This is a genomic window from Gordonia sp. NPDC003504, assembly GCF_053587995.1.
Genome location: NZ_JBSFPC010000020.1, coordinates 33,636 through 50,116, shown reverse-complemented (window position 1 = coordinate 50,116; position 16,481 = coordinate 33,636). Strand labels below are relative to the sequence as shown.

Sequence of the window (16,481 nt, the reverse complement as noted above, 5' to 3'; positions counted from 1 at the left end):
ATCACGCCGCCGGATGGGTCACCGATGCCCGCCTGTGTCACCGCCACTGTTCCTTCCGCTGGTCGGAGATTCCCGCTCATCGTGGGCCTACGTCCGCCGCACGATCGTTGACAGCGCTCTCCCACCCGTTGACAGCGCTCTACGGTGCGTTGACAGCGCTCTCCCACCCGTTGACAGCGCTCAACGCTGAATCCGCAGACCACGCGGACCATCAATCCGAGCGCCGTCAGTGACTACGTAAGCGCCGTCAACGTCCTACGAGGCGCTGTCAGTGCAGGACAGAGCGCTGTCAGTGACTACGCGAGCGCTGTCAACGTCAGACAGAGCGCTGTCAGTGCGTCGTCAGAGTCCGTGTTCGGACGAGTCGATCGGCGTAGCACCCAATTCCGTCTGCAGCAGGTCGAGGGCGAGCTTGTCGGGATCGATTCGGGCGTCGGGCGTCGCGTTGTGGGCGTCGGCGACCATCTCGGCGCGTTCCGCGTCGGGGATCTCCTCGTCCGGTCGTGGCGGCTCCGGTTCGGGTTCGGGCTCGGGTTCCGGTTCCGCAGCTACCGCCTCGGAGCCCGCCTCGGGTTGGCGGGCACGACTCGGCCGCGCGTAGGTCTGCCGCTTGGCCGCGCTCGCCCCCTGCTGCGGTGCGGTCGAGGTGGCCGGGGCCGCGGCGGTGGCGTCACGAAGGACGATGCGCACCTCGAGATCGCCACCGAAGGTCTCGCTCAGTGCTTCACGGATGATCCCCACCGCGTGCTGCGACGACAATCGACCGACCAGCACCTCGATGGGATGCCCGAGTGTGACCGTGGTGCCGTCGAAGTCGTCGACAACGGCCGCCGACAGCATCGGCTCGAGGCTCTTCGACCGCGACCTGACCGCGGTGCGCACCTCTTGGAACCGCTTGCGCACGGTGTCGAGGTCGAGACCGGTCGACGGTGCCGGCTCCGGGTCGGGCACAGGTGTCGGTGCGGGCCGCGGCGTGGCCACACCCGGCTCGTCCGGCGGCACCTCGTACTCGTCGACGGGTTCGTCCGGCAGTGGGATGTCGTCAACGGCGGCGACGGGCGCCGGGGTCGGTTGCGGGCGTGACGGTGGTTGCGGGCGTGACGGTGGTTGCGGCGCAGTCGGATTCCCGCCTCCGCGCGGACCCGGCATGGTGGTGCCGGTTTCCGGTGCGGAAGCAGGGGCGGGCCGGGGTTCGTCGGGTCGCGGCGGCTCCGGCTTCGGCGCCACCTCCACGGGGGTCGAGTCCACGGGGGTCGACTCCACGGCGGGGATCGACTCCGCCGGAGCCGGGTCCGGCTGCGCCGGTTGGACTTCGGGTTCCGGCCGGGCCACGGGTTCCGGCCGGGCCACGGCTTCCGGTTCCGGTGCAGCCGCACGTTCCTCTGCGGCCTTGCGTTGCGACGGACGGACGTACTTCGGCGGCGGCTCGTCGGCCGGCGAGGCGGACACCGGCGCCTGCGGCACAGGTGAGGACGACACAGACGTCGGCGGCACCGTCGGCGCGGATGCCGCCGCAGCACCCGACGCTGCGGGCCCGGCCACGACCACCCCGGATTCGAGCCGTTCCAGACGCTGCAGCAACGCGGCGTCGTCGGCGGAGGTGGTCGGCAGCAACATGCGTGCGCACATCACCTCGAGTAGCAGTCGCGGCGAGGTGGTGCCGCGCATCTCGCCGAGCGCGTTGTGCACGATCTCGGCGAAGCGGGTGAGTCCGCCCGGTCCGAGTCGTTCGATCTGCGCGGTCATGCGCGCGAGCTGATCACCGGGCGCCTCCACCAGGCCACGTTCGGCCGCGTCCGGAACCGCCTGCAGCAGAATGAGATCGCGAAGTCGTTCCAGGAGATCCACGGCAAAGCGGCGTGGATCGTGTCCGGCGTCGACGACCTTTTCGACGACGGCGAACAGTGCGGCACCGTCGGCGGTGGCCAGGGCGTCCACGGCGTCGTCGATGAGCGCGATGTCGGTGACGCCGAGCAGCGCGAGCGCCCTGTCGTAGGTGACGCCCTGTTCACCGGCACCGGCCAGCAACTGATCCAGAATCGACAGCGAATCACGTGGCGAACCGCCACCGGCGCGGATCACCAGAGGGTAGACGTCGGCGCCGACCTGCACGCCTTCCTGCGCGCAGATGTTCTCCAGCAGTCCTCGCATCACCGGCGGCGCCAGCAGCCGGAATGGATAGTGGTGGGTACGCGACCGGATGGTCGGCAGCACCTTCTCCGGCTCGGTGGTCGCGAAGACGAAGATGAGGTGCTCCGGCGGCTCCTCGACGATCTTGAGCAACGCGTTGAAGCCCGCGTTGGTGACCATGTGGGCCTCGTCGACGATAAACACCCGGTACCGCGACTCCGAGGGAGCGTAGAACGCGCGATCCCGCAGCTCACGGGTGTCGTCGACGCCGCCGTGGCTGGCCGCGTCGAGTTCGATGACGTCCAGATTGCCCGGACCGCCAGGTGCCAGGGCGACACACGACGCGCACTCACCGCACGGCGTCGACGTCGGACCCTGTGCACAGTTCAGCGACCGCGCCAGGATGCGGGCCGAGGACGTCTTGCCGCATCCGCGCGGCCCCGAGAACAGATAGGCGTGGTTGATCCGGCCACTGTCGAGCGCGCGGCTGAGGGGATCGGTGACATGCTCCTGCCCCACGACTTGGGCGAATGTCGCCGGGCGATAGGTGCGATACAGAGCCACGCGTCGAGAGTACCGGCGATCACCGACAGTCCGATCCTCTCCCCCATAGGGCCTCTCGTCGGTGTAGTTTGACTATTCGTATCTAACACTTACGGGTGATTCGTCTACTTGGCATAGAGTTAAGTGAGTCTTGGGTCATTTGCCATCCGAGTTGTGCAGATCACAGTTCGGCACCAGGCGAGATCCCCACCGCCGAACCAGGCGTTGTGCCGGAGGTTGCTCAAGACCAATAAGCCGCTGACCAATAGCCCGCTGACCGAACTCCCGAGGACCGACACATCACCGACGACCGACGGTCCCGACCGTCCGGCACTGGCGCCGCCGCAGGAAACGGGCTCACTCGTCGCCATGTCCGCCTCGACGATCCAGATGATGTGGGTGGCCTCGGGCGTCAACGGACTCGGCGCCGGTGCCGTCTTCCCGGCCTCACTCGCCCTCGTCGCGCCGGTCGCGACGACGGTGCCCGAGCGGGTTCGTGGCATCGCCGTCGGGGCGGGCTTTCTGTCCGCCGGTTCGGCCGTCTCGCCACTTCTCGGCGGCGTACTCGCCGACCTCGGCTGGTCGCAGGCGTCGTATCTGGCGGTCGTCGTCGTATCGATCCCGGCCGCCGGGCTGACCGTGGAGCCCGCTGTACTCCGGCCTGATCTTCCTGCTGTTGCAGGGACCCGCGTTCGTGTTGATGCCCGTCCTCAGTCGCCTGCAGATGCGGATTCCCTCGCACCTGCTGCTGACCGTCGGCTTCGTCTCGATGGCCGCGGCCATCCCCAGCCTCGTCGAACTTCGCCCGGGCGCGATCCGCGAAGAGATCGTCGAACCGAACACCGGCGAGCTCCCGGCGACGGGCATGCCGGCGGTCTGACCGGCCACCGGTGAACCCGCCGTCATCGACCGTGTGAGCTGCGTGCTCACACGGTAAACACTCACACGGTAGACACGCTGGTGAACTGTTCCCGCAGTTGGTATTTCAACACCTTTCCGGACGGGTTTCGGGGCAATGCGTCGACGAATTCGAGGCGCAGCGGCAGCTTGTACCGCGCCAACTGTTCCGCCGCAAACTCGCGCAACTCCTCCAGCGAGACCTCGTGTCCGGGGGCGGTGGCGATCACCGCGGTGACGGCCTCACCCCACTTGGCGTCCGGCAGACCGAGAATCGCGATCTCGGCGATCGCCGGATGACTGTAGAGGACGCTTTCCACCTCGGCAGGGTAGACGTTCTCACCGCCGGTGATCACCATGTCCTTGACGCGGTCGACGACGTAGATGTAGCCGTCGTCGTCCTCGCGCCCGACATCGCCGGTGTGGAACCATCCGCCGTCGTCGATCGCCGCCGCGGTGGCACCCGGATTGTTCCAGTAGCCGACCATCACCTGCGGTCCGCGCACACAAATCTCACCCGGTTGCCCCACCGCGACAGGCGAATTCGCCGCATCGACGAGTCGTACGTCGGACAGCGGCAGCACCTTGTTGCCGGCCGCGCCGATCTTGGCGGCGGACTCGTCGACGCTCATCACCAACGCCAGGGGCGCAGTCTCGGTGAGGCCGTACCCCTGGGCAAATGCCAGACCCCGCTCGGCGTAGCGTCGCATCAGGGGTTCGGGAACCGGTGCACCACCGCACACCAGGTAGCGCAGCGAGGAGAGGTCCGCGGTCTCGAACTGAGGCACCTGACTCATGAACAGGTACATCGCCGGAACGCCGAACATCGTGGTGACGCGGTGCTTTTCGATGTCGGCGAGGGCCGCCACCGGATCGAAGGACTGTGCCAGGACGATGTGCCCACCCTTCTGCAGGGTGATCAGCGTGGTGACGTTGAGACCTCCGATGTGGAACAGCGGTGCGGCACAGTAACTGATGTCCGACGAGTCGACGTCGAGGCAGAACAGCGCATTGACGTTGTTCCAGAACAGATTACCGTGCGTGAGCATGGCTCCCTTGGGGCGACCGGTGGTCCCCGAGGTGTACATGATCACGGCCACTGCGTCGGAATCTGGTTGCGCCGGAGCCGAAATCGGCTCGCTGCCGGCGATGAGTTCCTCCACCGAGGCCCAGCCGTCCCGCGCGCCGACTGCGATGCGACGCTGCAGGGGCAGCGGTTCGTCCACGGCGTCGACGACCGCGGCGAGATCCGGGTCGGCGATCAGGGTGTGCGCCCCGGAGTCGTTGATGATGTAGGCCAACTCGGTTCCGGTGAGCCGGAAGTTCAACGGCACGAACGTCGCACCGGCCCGGGCGGCGGCGAACATGGCGGTGAGGAACATCGGGTTGTTGAGCCCGAGGTAGGCGACGCGGTCGCCGGCACCCACGCCACCGTCGACGAGGGCGGCGGCCAGGCGGTCGATCCGATCGGAGAGGTCACCGAAGGTGAGCGTGTGGTCACCGAACGTGATGGCGGGTCGATGTGGACCGATCGCGGCGCGGCGCGCGATCCAGGAGCCGAGATCCATGGTTTCCGGGGTCCTCACGCGGGTCATGACGATTCTCCTGTGACGAGGGATGCGCTGACGGGACGGCCGCTCGGGGCCGCCGACGCTGACAGCGTAGAACGTAACCCGCATCACAGGAGAGGTTTCGGTGAATTTCGACTAACTCAATTTCTCGGGATGTGGCGTCACCGGTGTCACGTCGGCCGGATCCGGCACCGCGGACCGTCGCCCCAGCACCACGATGGTGGCCAGCACCGTACCGAGGAAGATCGCGTTGTAGGGGTATACCAGGAAGAACTGTGCCCAGGCCGGGCCGGTCTCGGCCTTGAAGAACAGACCCATCAGGTACGCGTCGGGCATGACGCGGTTGACGAACCACATCGGGTACGCGAAATGCGTGCGCCACGCGAACGCCACCAGGATCACGAGCACACCGCCGGCTCCCGCGAGCACCCGTCGGATCGGCGAGAGATCGGTACGGAGCACCAGGTCCACGCAGATCACCAGCACCGGGACGAACCACACCCAATGATGTCCCCACGACATCGGGGAGATCGCGCAGGAGGTCATGCCGACCACCGACAACGCCAAGAGCTCATGCCCGTTGCGGTGGGCGAGGACGGCCGCGGCCATGCCCAGCCCGAGGGCGATGAGGACCACCGTCAGCCACAGCAACTGATTGGGGGCGTCGGAATGTGCGAGGTTGGCGATCATGCCGCGCAGTGACTGATTCCCGAGGGTCTGGGGCGCCCCGACCCTATTGGAGTCGAAGAGTTTGTCGGTCCAGTACGACCACGAGGCGCTCGGCAGGAAGACGAAACCGACGACCATCGTCAGCAGAAAGCCGCCCACGACCCCGGCCATCGTCCGCCATCGACGCAGCAGCGCGTAGTACAGCAGGAAGATCAGCGGGGTGAGTTTGATCCCGGCGGCGATGCCGGCACCGATGCCCTTGAGTCGTGAACCGTCGGGCCGGAGCAGATCGGCGAGGATCACCAGCAGCAGAAAGACGTTGATCTGGCCGTACCAGATCGTCGTGCGCACCGGTTCGAGCAGCATCGACACCGCGACCAGCCCGACGGCCAGGCTCCGCAGTGGCCACGTCGCGCGTCGACCCAACGCCGCGAAGCACAACATGATGACGACGTAGAGCGCGACGATGATGCCGATACTCCACACGATCCGCGCGGCCCCGAAGGACATCCACGCGAACGGCATCAACACCACGACCGAGACCGGCGCATAGGTGTAGTCCATCTGCCCGAGCAGTTTCGCGTCGTAGAGGCTGCCGCCGTCCCAGACGGTCCGGGCGCCCTCGCGATAGACGTCGAGATCGAGCTGGTAGTCGAACAATCCCCAGAACGGGGTGGTGAACGGCATGATCGCGTGCTGACACCACAGTGCGCCCGCGGCGAGGATCAGTCCGAGCGCAACCAGGCCCACCTGCCGGGCGATGAGCGTCGGGGTGCGGCGCACCCGGTCGGTGGTCGGCTCACCGTCCGTCAGCATCGGCGTACCGGCACACCCACTCCTCAGGAGTCGATCGCGGAGATCAACGTCTCCGTGGCGGCGAGCAGTACGCAGGTGGCGACGCCGTCCATCGCGACCTGGAGGTCATCGGTGCTGGGGAAGGTCGGTGCGAGCCGGATGTTGCGGTCGTGCGGATCGTTCTTGTACGGGAATGCCGAGCCTGCGCCGGTCAACGCGATACCGGCCTCCTTCGCCAGGGCGATGGTCCGCTTGGCGGCACCGTCGATGACGTCGAGGTTGATGAAGTAGCCACCCTCGGGTTCCGACCAGGATGCGACCTTGGATTCGGCGAGCCGGTCGGAGAGGATGTCGAGGACCATCTTGAACTTCGGCGCGAGAATCTCGCGGTGCCGGGCCATGTGGGCGCGCACGCCGTCGGCGTCGCCGAAGAACTGCACGTGCCGCAGCTGATTGACCTTGTCCGGGCCGATGGTGGCGAAGCCGACGTTCTTGACGAACCAGTCAACGTTGGCCTTCGACGACCCGAAGAAGGCGACGCCGGCACCGGCGAAGGTGATCTTCGACGTCGAGCCGAGCACGTACACGCGGTTCGGGTGCCCGGCCTCGGCGGCCCAGTCGAGCACCGGGAACGGTGGCGGCGGGGCGTCGACGAGAGTGTGGACCGCATACGCGTTGTCCCAGAAGATGCGGAAATCGTCGGCCGCGGGCATCGACAGCAGCGCTCGGGTGACCTCCTCGCTGAAGGTCACGCCGGTCGGGTTGGAGTAGGTGGGGACCGCCCACATGCCCTTGATGCTCGGGTCGGCGGCGAGGAGTTCGGCACACACCGCGACGTCCGGGCCGTCGGGGTTCATCGGCACGGTGATCATCTCGATGCCGTACTGCTCGGTGATCGCGAAGTGGCGGTCGTAACCGGGCGCGGGGCACAGGAACTTGACCGGCCCCGAGCCCCACGGCTGCGCCGCGTCCGGGGTGCCCTTGAGCAGGCCGAAGGTCACCAGGTGATGCATCAGGTCGAGGCTGGCGTTGCCGAAGGCGATCAGGTTGGCGGGGTCGACGGCGAGGAGCTCACCGAAGATCGCGCGGAGTTCCGGAAGTCCGGTCAGGCCCCCGTAATTGCGGGTGTCGGTGCCGTCGGCGGCCTTGTATTCGTCACCGGGCAACGCGAGCAATTCGTTGGACAGGTCGAGTTGCTCGGGCGCGGGCTTGCCGCGGGTGAGATCGAGTTTCAGGCCGGTCGCGCAGAGCGCGTCGTAGAGCTTTCGGAGGTCGTCCTGGGTGGCGCGGAGTTCGTCGGCACTCTTCGAGTGAAAGTTCAACGCGGGACCTCTCGCGAAGCCGACGCATGGGGTGGGCGTCGGCGAAAGTGATCTGGTGTTGGGAGATCTGTAGGGGACCCCGCGCACCCGAGAGAGCCCGTTGACCCTTGCTGCCTTCCGGCCCTGGGGGAGTTCACAGGATGCACGCCGCGCGGGATCCGTCGTCAAGTGTAGCGAGTCGGACCGGGCCCGCATCACCACCCCCGAAACTGCGCCCACAAACGGTCAAACCCGACCATTGCGGCATCGGCTGCGCGGTGGGTGACGCCGCCGTAGCGTCGGGCAGATCCCCACAAGGGATCGTCCATCGCACGACAACATCTCACCACCCAGGAGATTGAGAACCCATGGCCTCTGTCGACCAGAAGGCGCCCGCGTCCACCGGGCACGGCTCGCTCGGATCGAGCCTCAAACCACGTCACATCACGATGATCTCCATTGCCGGGGTCATCGGCGCCGGCCTGTTCGTCGGCTCGGCCAACGCGATCGAGAAGGCCGGGCCCGCCGTCCTCATCTCCTACGCGATGGCCGGCACGCTCGTCGTTCTGGTGATGCGGATGCTCGGCGAGATGGCCACGTCCAACCCCGACACCGGATCGTTCTCGGTCTACGCCGACCGCGCGCTGGGCCGCTGGGCCGGATTCTCCGTCGGCTGGCTGTACTGGTGGTTCTGGGTACTGGTCATCCCGGTCGAGGCCACGGCGGCCGCGGCGATCCTCACCGACCTGATTGGTGGGGCGCAATGGATGTGGGCCCTGGCGGTGACGGTGCTGCTGACCGTCACCAACCTGGTCAGCGTCGGCAACTACGGCGAGTTCGAATTCTGGTTCGCCCTCATCAAGGTCGTCGCGATCGTCGCGTTCATCGTGATCGGTGTCGCCGCCATGCTCGGCTGGATTCCCGGCTCCGAGGTGAGCGGGATCAGTCACCTCTGGGAGCCGGACGGCTTCATGCCCAACGGTTTCGGCGCGGTGATCGCCGGCATGCTCATCACCATGTTCTCGTTCATGGGCACCGAGATCGTCACCATCGCCGCGGCCGAATCGCCGAACCCGGAGAAGGGCATCACCAAGGCCGTCAACTCGGTGATCTGGCGTATCTCGCTGTTCTACCTGGGCTCGATCTTCGTGGTCGTCGCCCTGCTGCCCTACGATCAGTTGCCCGACGGGTCGTATCAGTCGGTGCTGCAGGCCATCGGCTTCCCGGGCGCCGCGGTGATCATGGACATCGTCATCCTGACGGCCGTCGCGTCGTGCCTGAACTCGGCGCTCTACACCGCCTCCCGCATGCTGTTCTCCCTCGGCACCCGGCACGACGCCCCGTGGGCGGTACGACGACTGACCGGCAACGGGGTGCCGTGGGTGGCGGTCCTGCTGTCGATGGTGGTCGGGTTCGTCGCGGTGATCGGCAACTACGTCCTGCCCGACAAGATCTTCGCGTGGCTCCTGGCCACCAGCGGTGCGATCGCCCTGTTCGTCTATCTGACCATCGCCGCGAGCCAGCTGAAACTCGGACGCAGTCTGCGGTTGGAAGGGCATCGGCCGCCGGTCACGATGTGGCTGTTCCCCTACCTGACCGGCGCCGTCATGGTGTTCATCGTCGCGATCCTGATCCTGATGATCTTCGACGACGGCCAGCGCCAGGCCATCCTCTTCTCCGCGATCTCGGCCGCGATCATCGTCGGCGCGGGTGTGATCGTGCAGAAACGCAGCACCGATCCGCATCCGGTGGCGCCGGCGGAGGACTGATATCCACCGCCGATGAGAAAAGCCCCGGTCCCGCTGGATCACAGCGAGGCCGGGGCTTCGGCGGAGGATAGGAGATTCGAACTCCTGAGGGCTGTTAACCCAACCCGCGTTCCAGGCGAGCGCCATAGGCCACTAGGCGAATCCTCCAACGTCGGTCGATGATACTGGTCGGGCCGTCGCAACCCAAACCGCCCGGTGCCGGCTCCGCCGATCCCGCCGACGATGAGCTGCCTTCAGCCGGGCACGGGTGCCGTCATTCAGCCCTTCACCGACAGCGGCTGCCCGGCGACCATCAGCACCACCGACTCCGAGGCATCCGCGATCGCCGTGTTCAGACGCCCCAGCGCGTCCCGGAACAGCCGGCCCGATTCCGCGGCCGGAACCACGCCGCTGCCCACCTCGTTGTTGCTCACCGCGACCACCGGCTGCGGGCAGGCCGTCCATGCCGACACCAGTCCGGCGACGTCGGCCTCCACCGCCGTCAGGTCACCGCTGTCCCACGCCCTGTGCAGATCCATCCGTGCCGTCAACCAGGTGCCCAGGCATTCAACGAGTACCGGACCGGTGGCCTCGCGCAGCGCCGCGGTCACGTCGGTCGTCTCGACGGTCACCCAGGCGGCGGGGCGTCGGCGACGATGCTCGGCCACCCGTGCCGCCCACTCGGCGTCGCCGTCGGACGCGGCGCCCGCCGCCACCACCGTCACATCGGATCTGTCCGCCAGCAACGACTCCGCATACCGCGACTTGCCCGACCGTACCCCGCCGAGTACCAGCGTCCGCGTACCCCGACCTGCACCATCCTTCACGGTCACCTCCATGACATCGCCCGGCCCGCGCAGCGGCACCACCGCCGGACCATCGGGCCGGCCCAGCACCTCGACCCGAGCACCGTAGACTTCCGAAACACGTTGTGCGGTCAGCACTTCTGCCGCAGACCCGTCGGCGACGATCCGCCCCTGCGCCATCATCACAAGCCGCGCCCCGTAGTGCGCGGCCGCCGTGAGATCGTGCATCGCGGCGATCACTGTGATGCCCGCGTCCCGCCGCATGGAATCGACGAGGTCAAGCACCTGCTGCTGATGCCCGATGTCGAGTGCGCTGGTCGGCTCGTCCAACAGCAGGACCCGCGGCTCCTGCGCCAGCGAGCGCCCCAACACCACCCGTTGCAGTTCTCCACCGGAGAGCGCCGTCGCGAGGCGGTCGGCCAGACCACCGAGACCGAGACGGGCGATCACCGCGTCGACGACCTCGTCGTCGTGCGCCGTCTCCGTGCCGAAGCGCCGAATGTGCGGTGTGCGGCCCAGCCGGATGAGTTCGCGCACCGTGACGCCCTCGGGTGCCACCGGTCGCTGTGGCATCAGGGCCACGGCCCGGGCCACCGCGCGCCGAGGTGAGCGTGCCGGCATCAGCCCGGCGACCTCGATCTCACCGTCGAAGGGCACCAGGCCCACCATCGCGTGTAGCAGAGTGGTCTTGCCACAACCGTTGGGCCCCACCAGCGAAACCCACTCGCCAGGGGTAACCGCCAGATTCACCTCGTGCAGTACCCGCCGGCCGCCGCGCTGCACCGCGAGGCCCGCACACCTCACCGTCCCGGTCATGCCGCGCTCCGGCTGCGGCGCAGGACCAGCAGGAAGAACGGCGCACCGATGGCCGCGGTCACCACGCCGATGGGAAGTTCGCCGGGCGCGGTCACGGTCCGCGCGATCATGTCGGCCAGCACCAGAAACGCACCACCCACCAGGAGTGACAGCGGCAACAGCAGACGATGCCCCGGCCCCATCATCAGCCGGACGGCATGGGGTATCACGATGCCCACGAAACCGATGAGCCCGCTCGCCGACACCACCGCGGCGGTACCCAGGGTCGCCACGCCGATCAGCAAGAGCCGCACCCGTTCCGGCGCGATGCCCAAGCTCGACGCCTCGACGTCACCGACCGCCATCACGTCCAGCGTCCGCCGGTACAGGGTGATGACCGCCACCGACACCACCACATACGGCAGCACCCGGGTCACCTCGGTCCAGCCGTCGGTCGACAACCGCCCCAGCATCCAGGAGTAGACCTGGCGCAGCGTGTCGTCGTGGAGCTGCATGAAGAACGTCTGGATCGCGTTGGTGAAGGCGGCCACCGCGACGCCGGCGAGGATGATGACCACCTCATTGCGCCCACCACCCACGGTCTGCCCCAGGGCGTAGGTGGCGAACACCGCGATCATGCCACCGGCGAAGGCGGCCACCGGAACTCCCGTCGACCCCATCACCCCGCCTGCGACGATCGCCAGCGTCGCACCAAGGCCCGCCCCACTGGAGACGCCCAGCAGGTAGGGATCGGCAAGTGGGTTGCGAAACACACCCTGGTAGGCGGCGCCCGCGATCGCGAGCATCGCGCCCACGATGGCGCCCAACACCACCCGTGGCATCCGCACGTCCCAGAGAATGGCCTGTTGGCGGGGTGTGAGTCCGGAGTCGATGTTCACCCACGGCAGCCGGTCGGCGATGTCGGCGAGCACGCCGCCCGGCGTCAGACCCGCGGGCCCCACCAGGATGCCGACCAGCATGGCGGCGATGAGTGCGACGGTGGCAATGCTCAGCGCGACCACGCCACGCCGACCCACTCCGGTCATGGTGCGGGCGCGGTGACGGGGAGACCCTTCACGATTCCGGCGACCTGATCGACGAGGTCGACGACGCGTGGGCCCCACCGGCTGGCGATGTCGCCGTCGAGGACATGCACCTGATTGTCCTTGACCGCGGCGATCTGGTCCCAACCCGCTCTCGCCGCAACGCTTTGTGGCGTGACCCCGCAGCATTGCGCGTCGGCGAGGAAGATGACCTGCGGGTCGGCGTCGAGGATGTTCTCGGCCGACAGCTGCGGATACCCGTTGCCGCCGGTCGCGATCGATTTCAGCCCCAGCATTGTCATGATCTGCCCGATGTAGGTGTCGTCGGTGACCGAGTAGAAGGTGTTGTCCAGCTCGTAGTAGTAGGTGAGCGGGGTCTCCCGGGTGGGCACCGACTGCACGGTCTTGTCGATCCGGGTGCGCATGGACGACACCAGTTCGGCGGCATCGCCCACATGTCCGGTCGCCGCACCCACCTGCTCGATCTGCGTGTACGTGTCGTCGAGGGTCTTGGCTGCGGGCAGTTGCAGGACCTCGACACCGGATCGCTTGAGCTTGGCGATGATGCCGTCGCTGTCGTCGGAGAGGACCACCAGGTCGGGGTCGTAACCCAGGATCGCCTCCAGGTTCGGCGTCTAGCCCGAGAGCCTGGTCTTCGGTGCATCGGGTGGGTAGTTCGACTGGTCGTCGACGGCCTTCACCTGATCCCCCGCGCCCACGGCGAAGAGCATCTCGGTGGCCGTGGGGCTCAGCGAGACGATGCTGTCCGGGTGCGCCGCCCCACTCCGGTCCGCCGGGGTGGTGTCGGTGTCCGCGCACGCCGCGAGCAGTGCAAGAACCGCGATGAGCGAGGCGAACAGCGATGATTGGCGTCGTGACACGGCACCGTCCTTCGTCCGAGGATCAGTTGGCTACCCGACGCATCGGCTGACGTGGCTCACCCTCGGGCTCACAGTTGCGCCGACAGCGCCGGATTCGCACCGGCTTCCGCCGAAGTCGCGTCAGGTGTCCCGCCGGGTATGCCTCCGGCAGAACATGTGAAGGGTAGCCCAGCGGCGCACCGCGCCATCGGGATGGCCGCGACCACCCATTCGGGCCCGGACAACGGACGTACGCTCGATGTCGTCGGGTCTGCAACCCGTACCGGTCACCCGACCCGCACCGATGCCGCCGTCGAGAGGAAGCCATGTCTGATCCGTCGAGCCCATCCGTACCGATCGCCGTCCTCGGCGCCACCGGGGGCCAGGGCGGCGCCGTCGTCGACTCACTCCTCGCCGCCGGGGTGCCGGTGCGCGCGGTGGTGCGCACCTCCGGCTCCGAACGCGCCCGGGCTCTGGCCGATCGTGGCGTCGAACTCGTCGTCGGCGACATCGTCAGCGGCAATGGACTGACCGAGGCATTCACCGGCGTCGCGGGGGCGTTCGCGTTGACGACGCCATTCGAGACCGGGGTGGACGCCGAGCTGGTCCAGGGCGACGCCATCATCACCGCGGCCACTGCGTCGGCGCTCCCCTATCTGGTGTTCAGTTCGGTGGCCAGTGCGAACATGAATACCGGTGTGCCGCATTTCGATTCGAAGTACCGGGTCGAACAGCGCTTGGCCGCGACCAGCATTCCCCACACCATCGTCGGCCCGACCTACTTCTACGACAACATCTTCGGCAGCAAGGATGCGATCGACGCGGGACTGCTGCTGATGGGTATGCCGACCGACCAGCCGCTCCAACAGTTGTCGCATGCGGATCTCGGCGACTTCGTCGCGGCTTTGTTCGCCGATCCGCAGGCGCACGTCGGGCAACGCATCGACATCGCATCGGACTCGGTGACGCCGGGTCAGATGGCGGCGGTCCTGTCCTCGGTCCTCGGCACCGAGATCCGCGCGGAAGCCTATGATCCGGAACGGATCTCATCACCGGACATGCGGGCGATGTTCACCTTCCTCGGAACAACCGGCTACTCCGTCGACATCCCGGCACTGCACCGCGATTTCCCCAGCATCGGGTGGCAGTCCTTCGCCGAGTGGGCCGCAGGCGCTTTCGGCTGACCGGTCATTCGATGCGGTTGCCCTTCTCGTCCCAGTGTGCGGCGACCTTCTTGCTCGGCTGCACCCGCGGGGGTTCACCCGGCATCTTCGGATAGCTCGGCGGGTAGGGCATGTCACCGAGACCGTCGGCGTCGTCGCGGTGCACCATCTCCAGCAGTGGCTCGAGACCTTTCCGGTGGTCGGCGATGTCGGCCATCGGATCACCGCGCCGCGCAACGAGATCCGGCACCGACGCCATCGTGCAGTCATCGGGATGCACCTCGGCGAGTTCGGCCCAGGTGACCGGCGTCGACACCCGGGCGGTGGCGCTGCGCCGGACCGAATAGGGCGAGGCCATGGTGCGGTCGCGGGCGTTCTGGTTGAAGTCGATGAAGATCCGTTCGCCGCGTTCCTCTTTCCACCACGAGGTGGTCACACCGCCCGGATCCCGGCGCTCCATCTCGCGGGCGATGGCGATGACGGCACGGCGGGTCGCGATGAAATCCCATTGCGGTTCGATCGGGACAAACACGTGAATGCCGCGTCCCCCTGAGGTTTTCGGGAACCCGGTGTAGCCGAGCTCGTCGAGAAGCGGGGCGAGGATCTCGGTGGCGACGCGTCGCACATCGTCGAAGTCGGTTCCGGGCTGCGGATCGAGATCGATCCGCAGTTGGTCGGGATGGTCGTTGTCGTCGTCGTGGGTGGGCCAGCTGTGGAAGGTGACGGTGCCCAGGTTGGCACCCCAGACGATGTCGGCGGGGACGGTGGGGCGCAGGGCATCCCCGGCGCGGCCGGACGGGAAGGTGATCCGGGTGGAGAGTACGTGCTCGGGACGTTTCTTGGCGATGTGCTTCTGGTAGATCTCGTCGCCGTCCACGCCGTCGGGGAACCGTTGCAGGAACGTCGGGCGGTCGCGGAGCGCGGTCATGATGGGGCCGTCGGCATCGTCATGCGGTAGTGCCATCGTGCGGTAGTAGCCGACGAGATCGCGTTTGCGGCCACCGTTCTCGCCGAGTTCCGGGAAATAGATCTTGTCCGGGTTGCTCATTCGGACGGCGATGCCGTCGACGTCGAGTTCCTCGGCAGGCGATCGCGAAGCCACGTCAGTCCTCCCCTTCGAGCACGTCATGCAGGTCGTAGGTCAACGGGACCTCGAGTTGGTCATAGCCGCAGCTCTCGGGGTCGCGGTCGGGGCGCCAGCGCAAGAACTTCACGGTGTGCCGGAAGCGCCCGTTCTCCATCTGATCGTAGGCGACCTCGGCGACGAGTTCGGGCCGGATCGGAATCCACTCCCCCGACTTCTCCGACCGCCACCGGGTGGGTTCGCCGGCGGCGGGTTTGTCCGGGTCCACCCGCATCGGCTCGAACATCTCCTGCAGTTCGATGCGTTTGGCGTCGGTGAAAGCGCCTGCGCCGCCGACCATCCTGGGTTGTCCGTCGTGGTAGAGGCCCAACAGCATCGAACCGAGTCCGGTGCCGCTCTTGTGGATTCGATATCCGATGACCACGCAGTCGGCGGTGCGTTTGTGTTTGACCTTGATCATCTCGCGTTTGTTCTCCACGTAACGCCCGGCTAGACGTTTGGCGACGACGCCGTCGAGTCCGGCCCCCTCGAACGCCGAGAACCACTCCTGCGCCTGGATCGGGCTGTCGGTGACGCGGCTGACGTGGAACCGGCGATCACGCACACCCGGGCCGATCGCCTCGAGCAGTGTGTTGCGGCGGGTGGTGAAGGGTTCGGCGAGCACGCTGGTGGCGCCCAAGGCCAGCGCGTCGAAGCCGATGAAGATCGCCGGGGTGGTCTCGGCCAGCATGGTGACCCGCGACGCGGCCGGGTGGATACGTTGGGCCAGTGAGTCCCAGTCGAGGCGATGGGTGCCCTCGATCAGGGACGGCACGCCGATCTCACCGTCGAGGACCACCTTGTCGGGCAGTTCGTCGCGGGCGGCGTCGACGATCTCCGGAAAGTACCGCGCCAGGTCCTTGCCGCCACGCGACCCGATGACCACCTCGTCGCCGTCCCGAAAGAGTAACGCGCGGAACCCATCCCATTTGGGCTCGTAGGACCATTCGGGTTCGTCGGCGGGTTGCGGGGGGATACCGGTGGTGGCCTTGGCGAGCATCGGCGCGATGGGCGGGTTCACGGGGAGGTCCACGGGT

At 67.4% G+C, this 16,481-nt stretch carries 11 protein-coding genes, 1 tRNA gene, 1 other RNA gene and 2 pseudogenes; 4 read left to right on the top strand and 11 right to left on the bottom strand.

Annotated features, from left to right (window positions below; all coding sequences use genetic code 11):
* Window positions 1-342 precede the first annotated feature (342 nt).
* Window positions 343-2,694: a DNA polymerase III subunit gamma and tau gene (locus ACWDPV_RS23065; protein ID WP_449744837.1), complete on the bottom strand. Its 2,352-nt coding sequence runs from the start codon at window positions 2,692-2,694 to the stop codon at window positions 343-345.
* 348 nt (window positions 2,695-3,042) lie between these two features.
* Between ACWDPV_RS23065 and ACWDPV_RS23060 the strand changes: the two are divergent.
* Window positions 3,043-3,294, top strand: a pseudogene (locus ACWDPV_RS23060) (MFS transporter); the annotation flags it as partial.
* 73 nt (window positions 3,295-3,367) lie between these two features.
* Window positions 3,368-3,553 carry a hypothetical protein gene (locus ACWDPV_RS23055; RefSeq protein WP_449744843.1) on the top strand — a complete coding sequence of 62 codons (186 nt, stop codon included), beginning with the start codon at window positions 3,368-3,370 and terminating at the stop codon, window positions 3,551-3,553.
* 61 nt (window positions 3,554-3,614) lie between these two features.
* Here ACWDPV_RS23055 and ACWDPV_RS23050 read toward each other — a convergent pair whose 3' ends face one another.
* The 4 genes from ACWDPV_RS23050 to ffs form a co-directional block, all read right to left on the bottom strand.
* A complete protein-coding gene (locus tag ACWDPV_RS23050) occupies window positions 3,615-5,165 on the bottom strand; it encodes an acyl-CoA synthetase (RefSeq protein WP_449744836.1) in 1,551 nt (516 codons plus the stop codon).
* A 111-nt stretch (window positions 5,166-5,276) separates the two neighbouring features.
* A complete protein-coding gene (locus ACWDPV_RS23045) occupies window positions 5,277-6,497 on the bottom strand; it encodes a glycosyltransferase 87 family protein (protein ID WP_449744842.1) in 1,221 nt (406 codons plus the stop codon).
* Window positions 6,498-6,649: 152 nt separating this feature from the next.
* Window positions 6,650-7,927 carry an aminotransferase class I/II-fold pyridoxal phosphate-dependent enzyme gene (locus tag ACWDPV_RS23040; RefSeq protein ID WP_449744835.1) on the bottom strand — a complete coding sequence of 426 codons (1,278 nt, stop codon included), beginning with the start codon at window positions 7,925-7,927 and terminating at the stop codon, window positions 6,650-6,652.
* A gap of 68 nt (window positions 7,928-7,995) precedes the next feature.
* Window positions 7,996-8,090: signal recognition particle sRNA small type (ffs, locus tag ACWDPV_RS23035), an RNA gene on the bottom strand.
* A gap of 184 nt (window positions 8,091-8,274) precedes the next feature.
* Between ffs and ACWDPV_RS23030 the strand changes: the two genes are divergently transcribed.
* Window positions 8,275-9,675, top strand: a complete 1,401-nt coding sequence (locus ACWDPV_RS23030; protein ID WP_449744834.1) for an amino acid permease — start codon at window positions 8,275-8,277, stop codon at window positions 9,673-9,675.
* 61 nt (window positions 9,676-9,736) lie between these two features.
* Here ACWDPV_RS23030 and ACWDPV_RS23025 read toward each other — a convergent pair.
* The 4 genes and pseudogenes from ACWDPV_RS23025 to ACWDPV_RS23010 form a co-directional block, all read right to left on the bottom strand.
* Window positions 9,737-9,822, bottom strand: a tRNA-Ser gene (locus tag ACWDPV_RS23025).
* Window positions 9,823-9,932: 110 nt separating this feature from the next.
* A complete protein-coding gene (locus ACWDPV_RS23020) occupies window positions 9,933-11,276 on the bottom strand; it encodes a bifunctional adenosylcobinamide kinase/adenosylcobinamide-phosphate guanylyltransferase (RefSeq protein ID WP_449744833.1) in 1,344 nt (447 codons plus the stop codon).
* Complete coding sequence (locus ACWDPV_RS23015) at window positions 11,273-12,235, bottom strand: FecCD family ABC transporter permease (RefSeq protein WP_449744841.1); 963 nt, start codon at window positions 12,233-12,235, stop codon at window positions 11,273-11,275. The genes ACWDPV_RS23020 and ACWDPV_RS23015 overlap by 4 nt, the downstream gene beginning before the upstream one ends.
* A gap of 62 nt (window positions 12,236-12,297) precedes the next feature.
* Window positions 12,298-13,179, bottom strand: a pseudogene (locus ACWDPV_RS23010) (ABC transporter substrate-binding protein).
* 305 nt (window positions 13,180-13,484) lie between these two features.
* Here ACWDPV_RS23010 and ACWDPV_RS23005 point away from each other — a divergent pair.
* Window positions 13,485-14,342 carry an NmrA/HSCARG family protein gene (locus tag ACWDPV_RS23005; protein ID WP_449744832.1) on the top strand — a complete coding sequence of 286 codons (858 nt, stop codon included), beginning with the start codon at window positions 13,485-13,487 and terminating at the stop codon, window positions 14,340-14,342.
* Window positions 14,343-14,346: 4 nt separating this feature from the next.
* Here ACWDPV_RS23005 and ACWDPV_RS23000 read toward each other — a convergent pair whose 3' ends face one another.
* Both ACWDPV_RS23000 and ACWDPV_RS22995 read right to left on the bottom strand, forming a co-directional pair.
* Window positions 14,347-15,423: a DNA polymerase domain-containing protein gene (locus ACWDPV_RS23000; protein ID WP_449744831.1), complete on the bottom strand. Its 1,077-nt coding sequence runs from the start codon at window positions 15,421-15,423 to the stop codon at window positions 14,347-14,349.
* 1 nt (window position 15,424) lies between these two features.
* Window positions 15,425-16,477 (bottom strand): ATP-dependent DNA ligase, encoded by a 1,053-nt coding sequence (locus ACWDPV_RS22995; protein ID WP_449744830.1) that lies wholly within the window; start codon window positions 16,475-16,477, stop codon window positions 15,425-15,427.
* Window positions 16,478-16,481: the final 4 nt, after the last annotated feature.

Bases quoted from the DNA above. Each gene is read 5' to 3' on its own strand.
- ACWDPV_RS23050 (WP_449744836.1), bottom strand. From the start codon at position 5,165: ATGACCCGCGTGAGGACCCCGGAAACCATGGATCTCGGCTCCTGGATC.
- ACWDPV_RS23045 (WP_449744842.1), bottom strand. From the start codon at position 6,497: ATGCCGTTCACCACCCCGTTCTGGGGATTGTTCGACTACCAGCTCGAT.
- ACWDPV_RS23030 (WP_449744834.1), top strand. From the start codon at position 8,275: ATGGCCTCTGTCGACCAGAAGGCGCCCGCGTCCACCGGGCACGGCTCG.
- ACWDPV_RS23020 (WP_449744833.1), bottom strand. From the start codon at position 11,276: ATGACCGGGACGGTGAGGTGTGCGGGCCTCGCGGTGCAGCGCGGCGGC.
- ACWDPV_RS23015 (WP_449744841.1), bottom strand. From the start codon at position 12,235: ATGCTGGTCGGCATCCTGGTGGGGCCCGCGGGTCTGACGCCGGGCGGC.
- ACWDPV_RS23005 (WP_449744832.1), top strand. From the start codon at position 13,485: ATGTCTGATCCGTCGAGCCCATCCGTACCGATCGCCGTCCTCGGCGCC.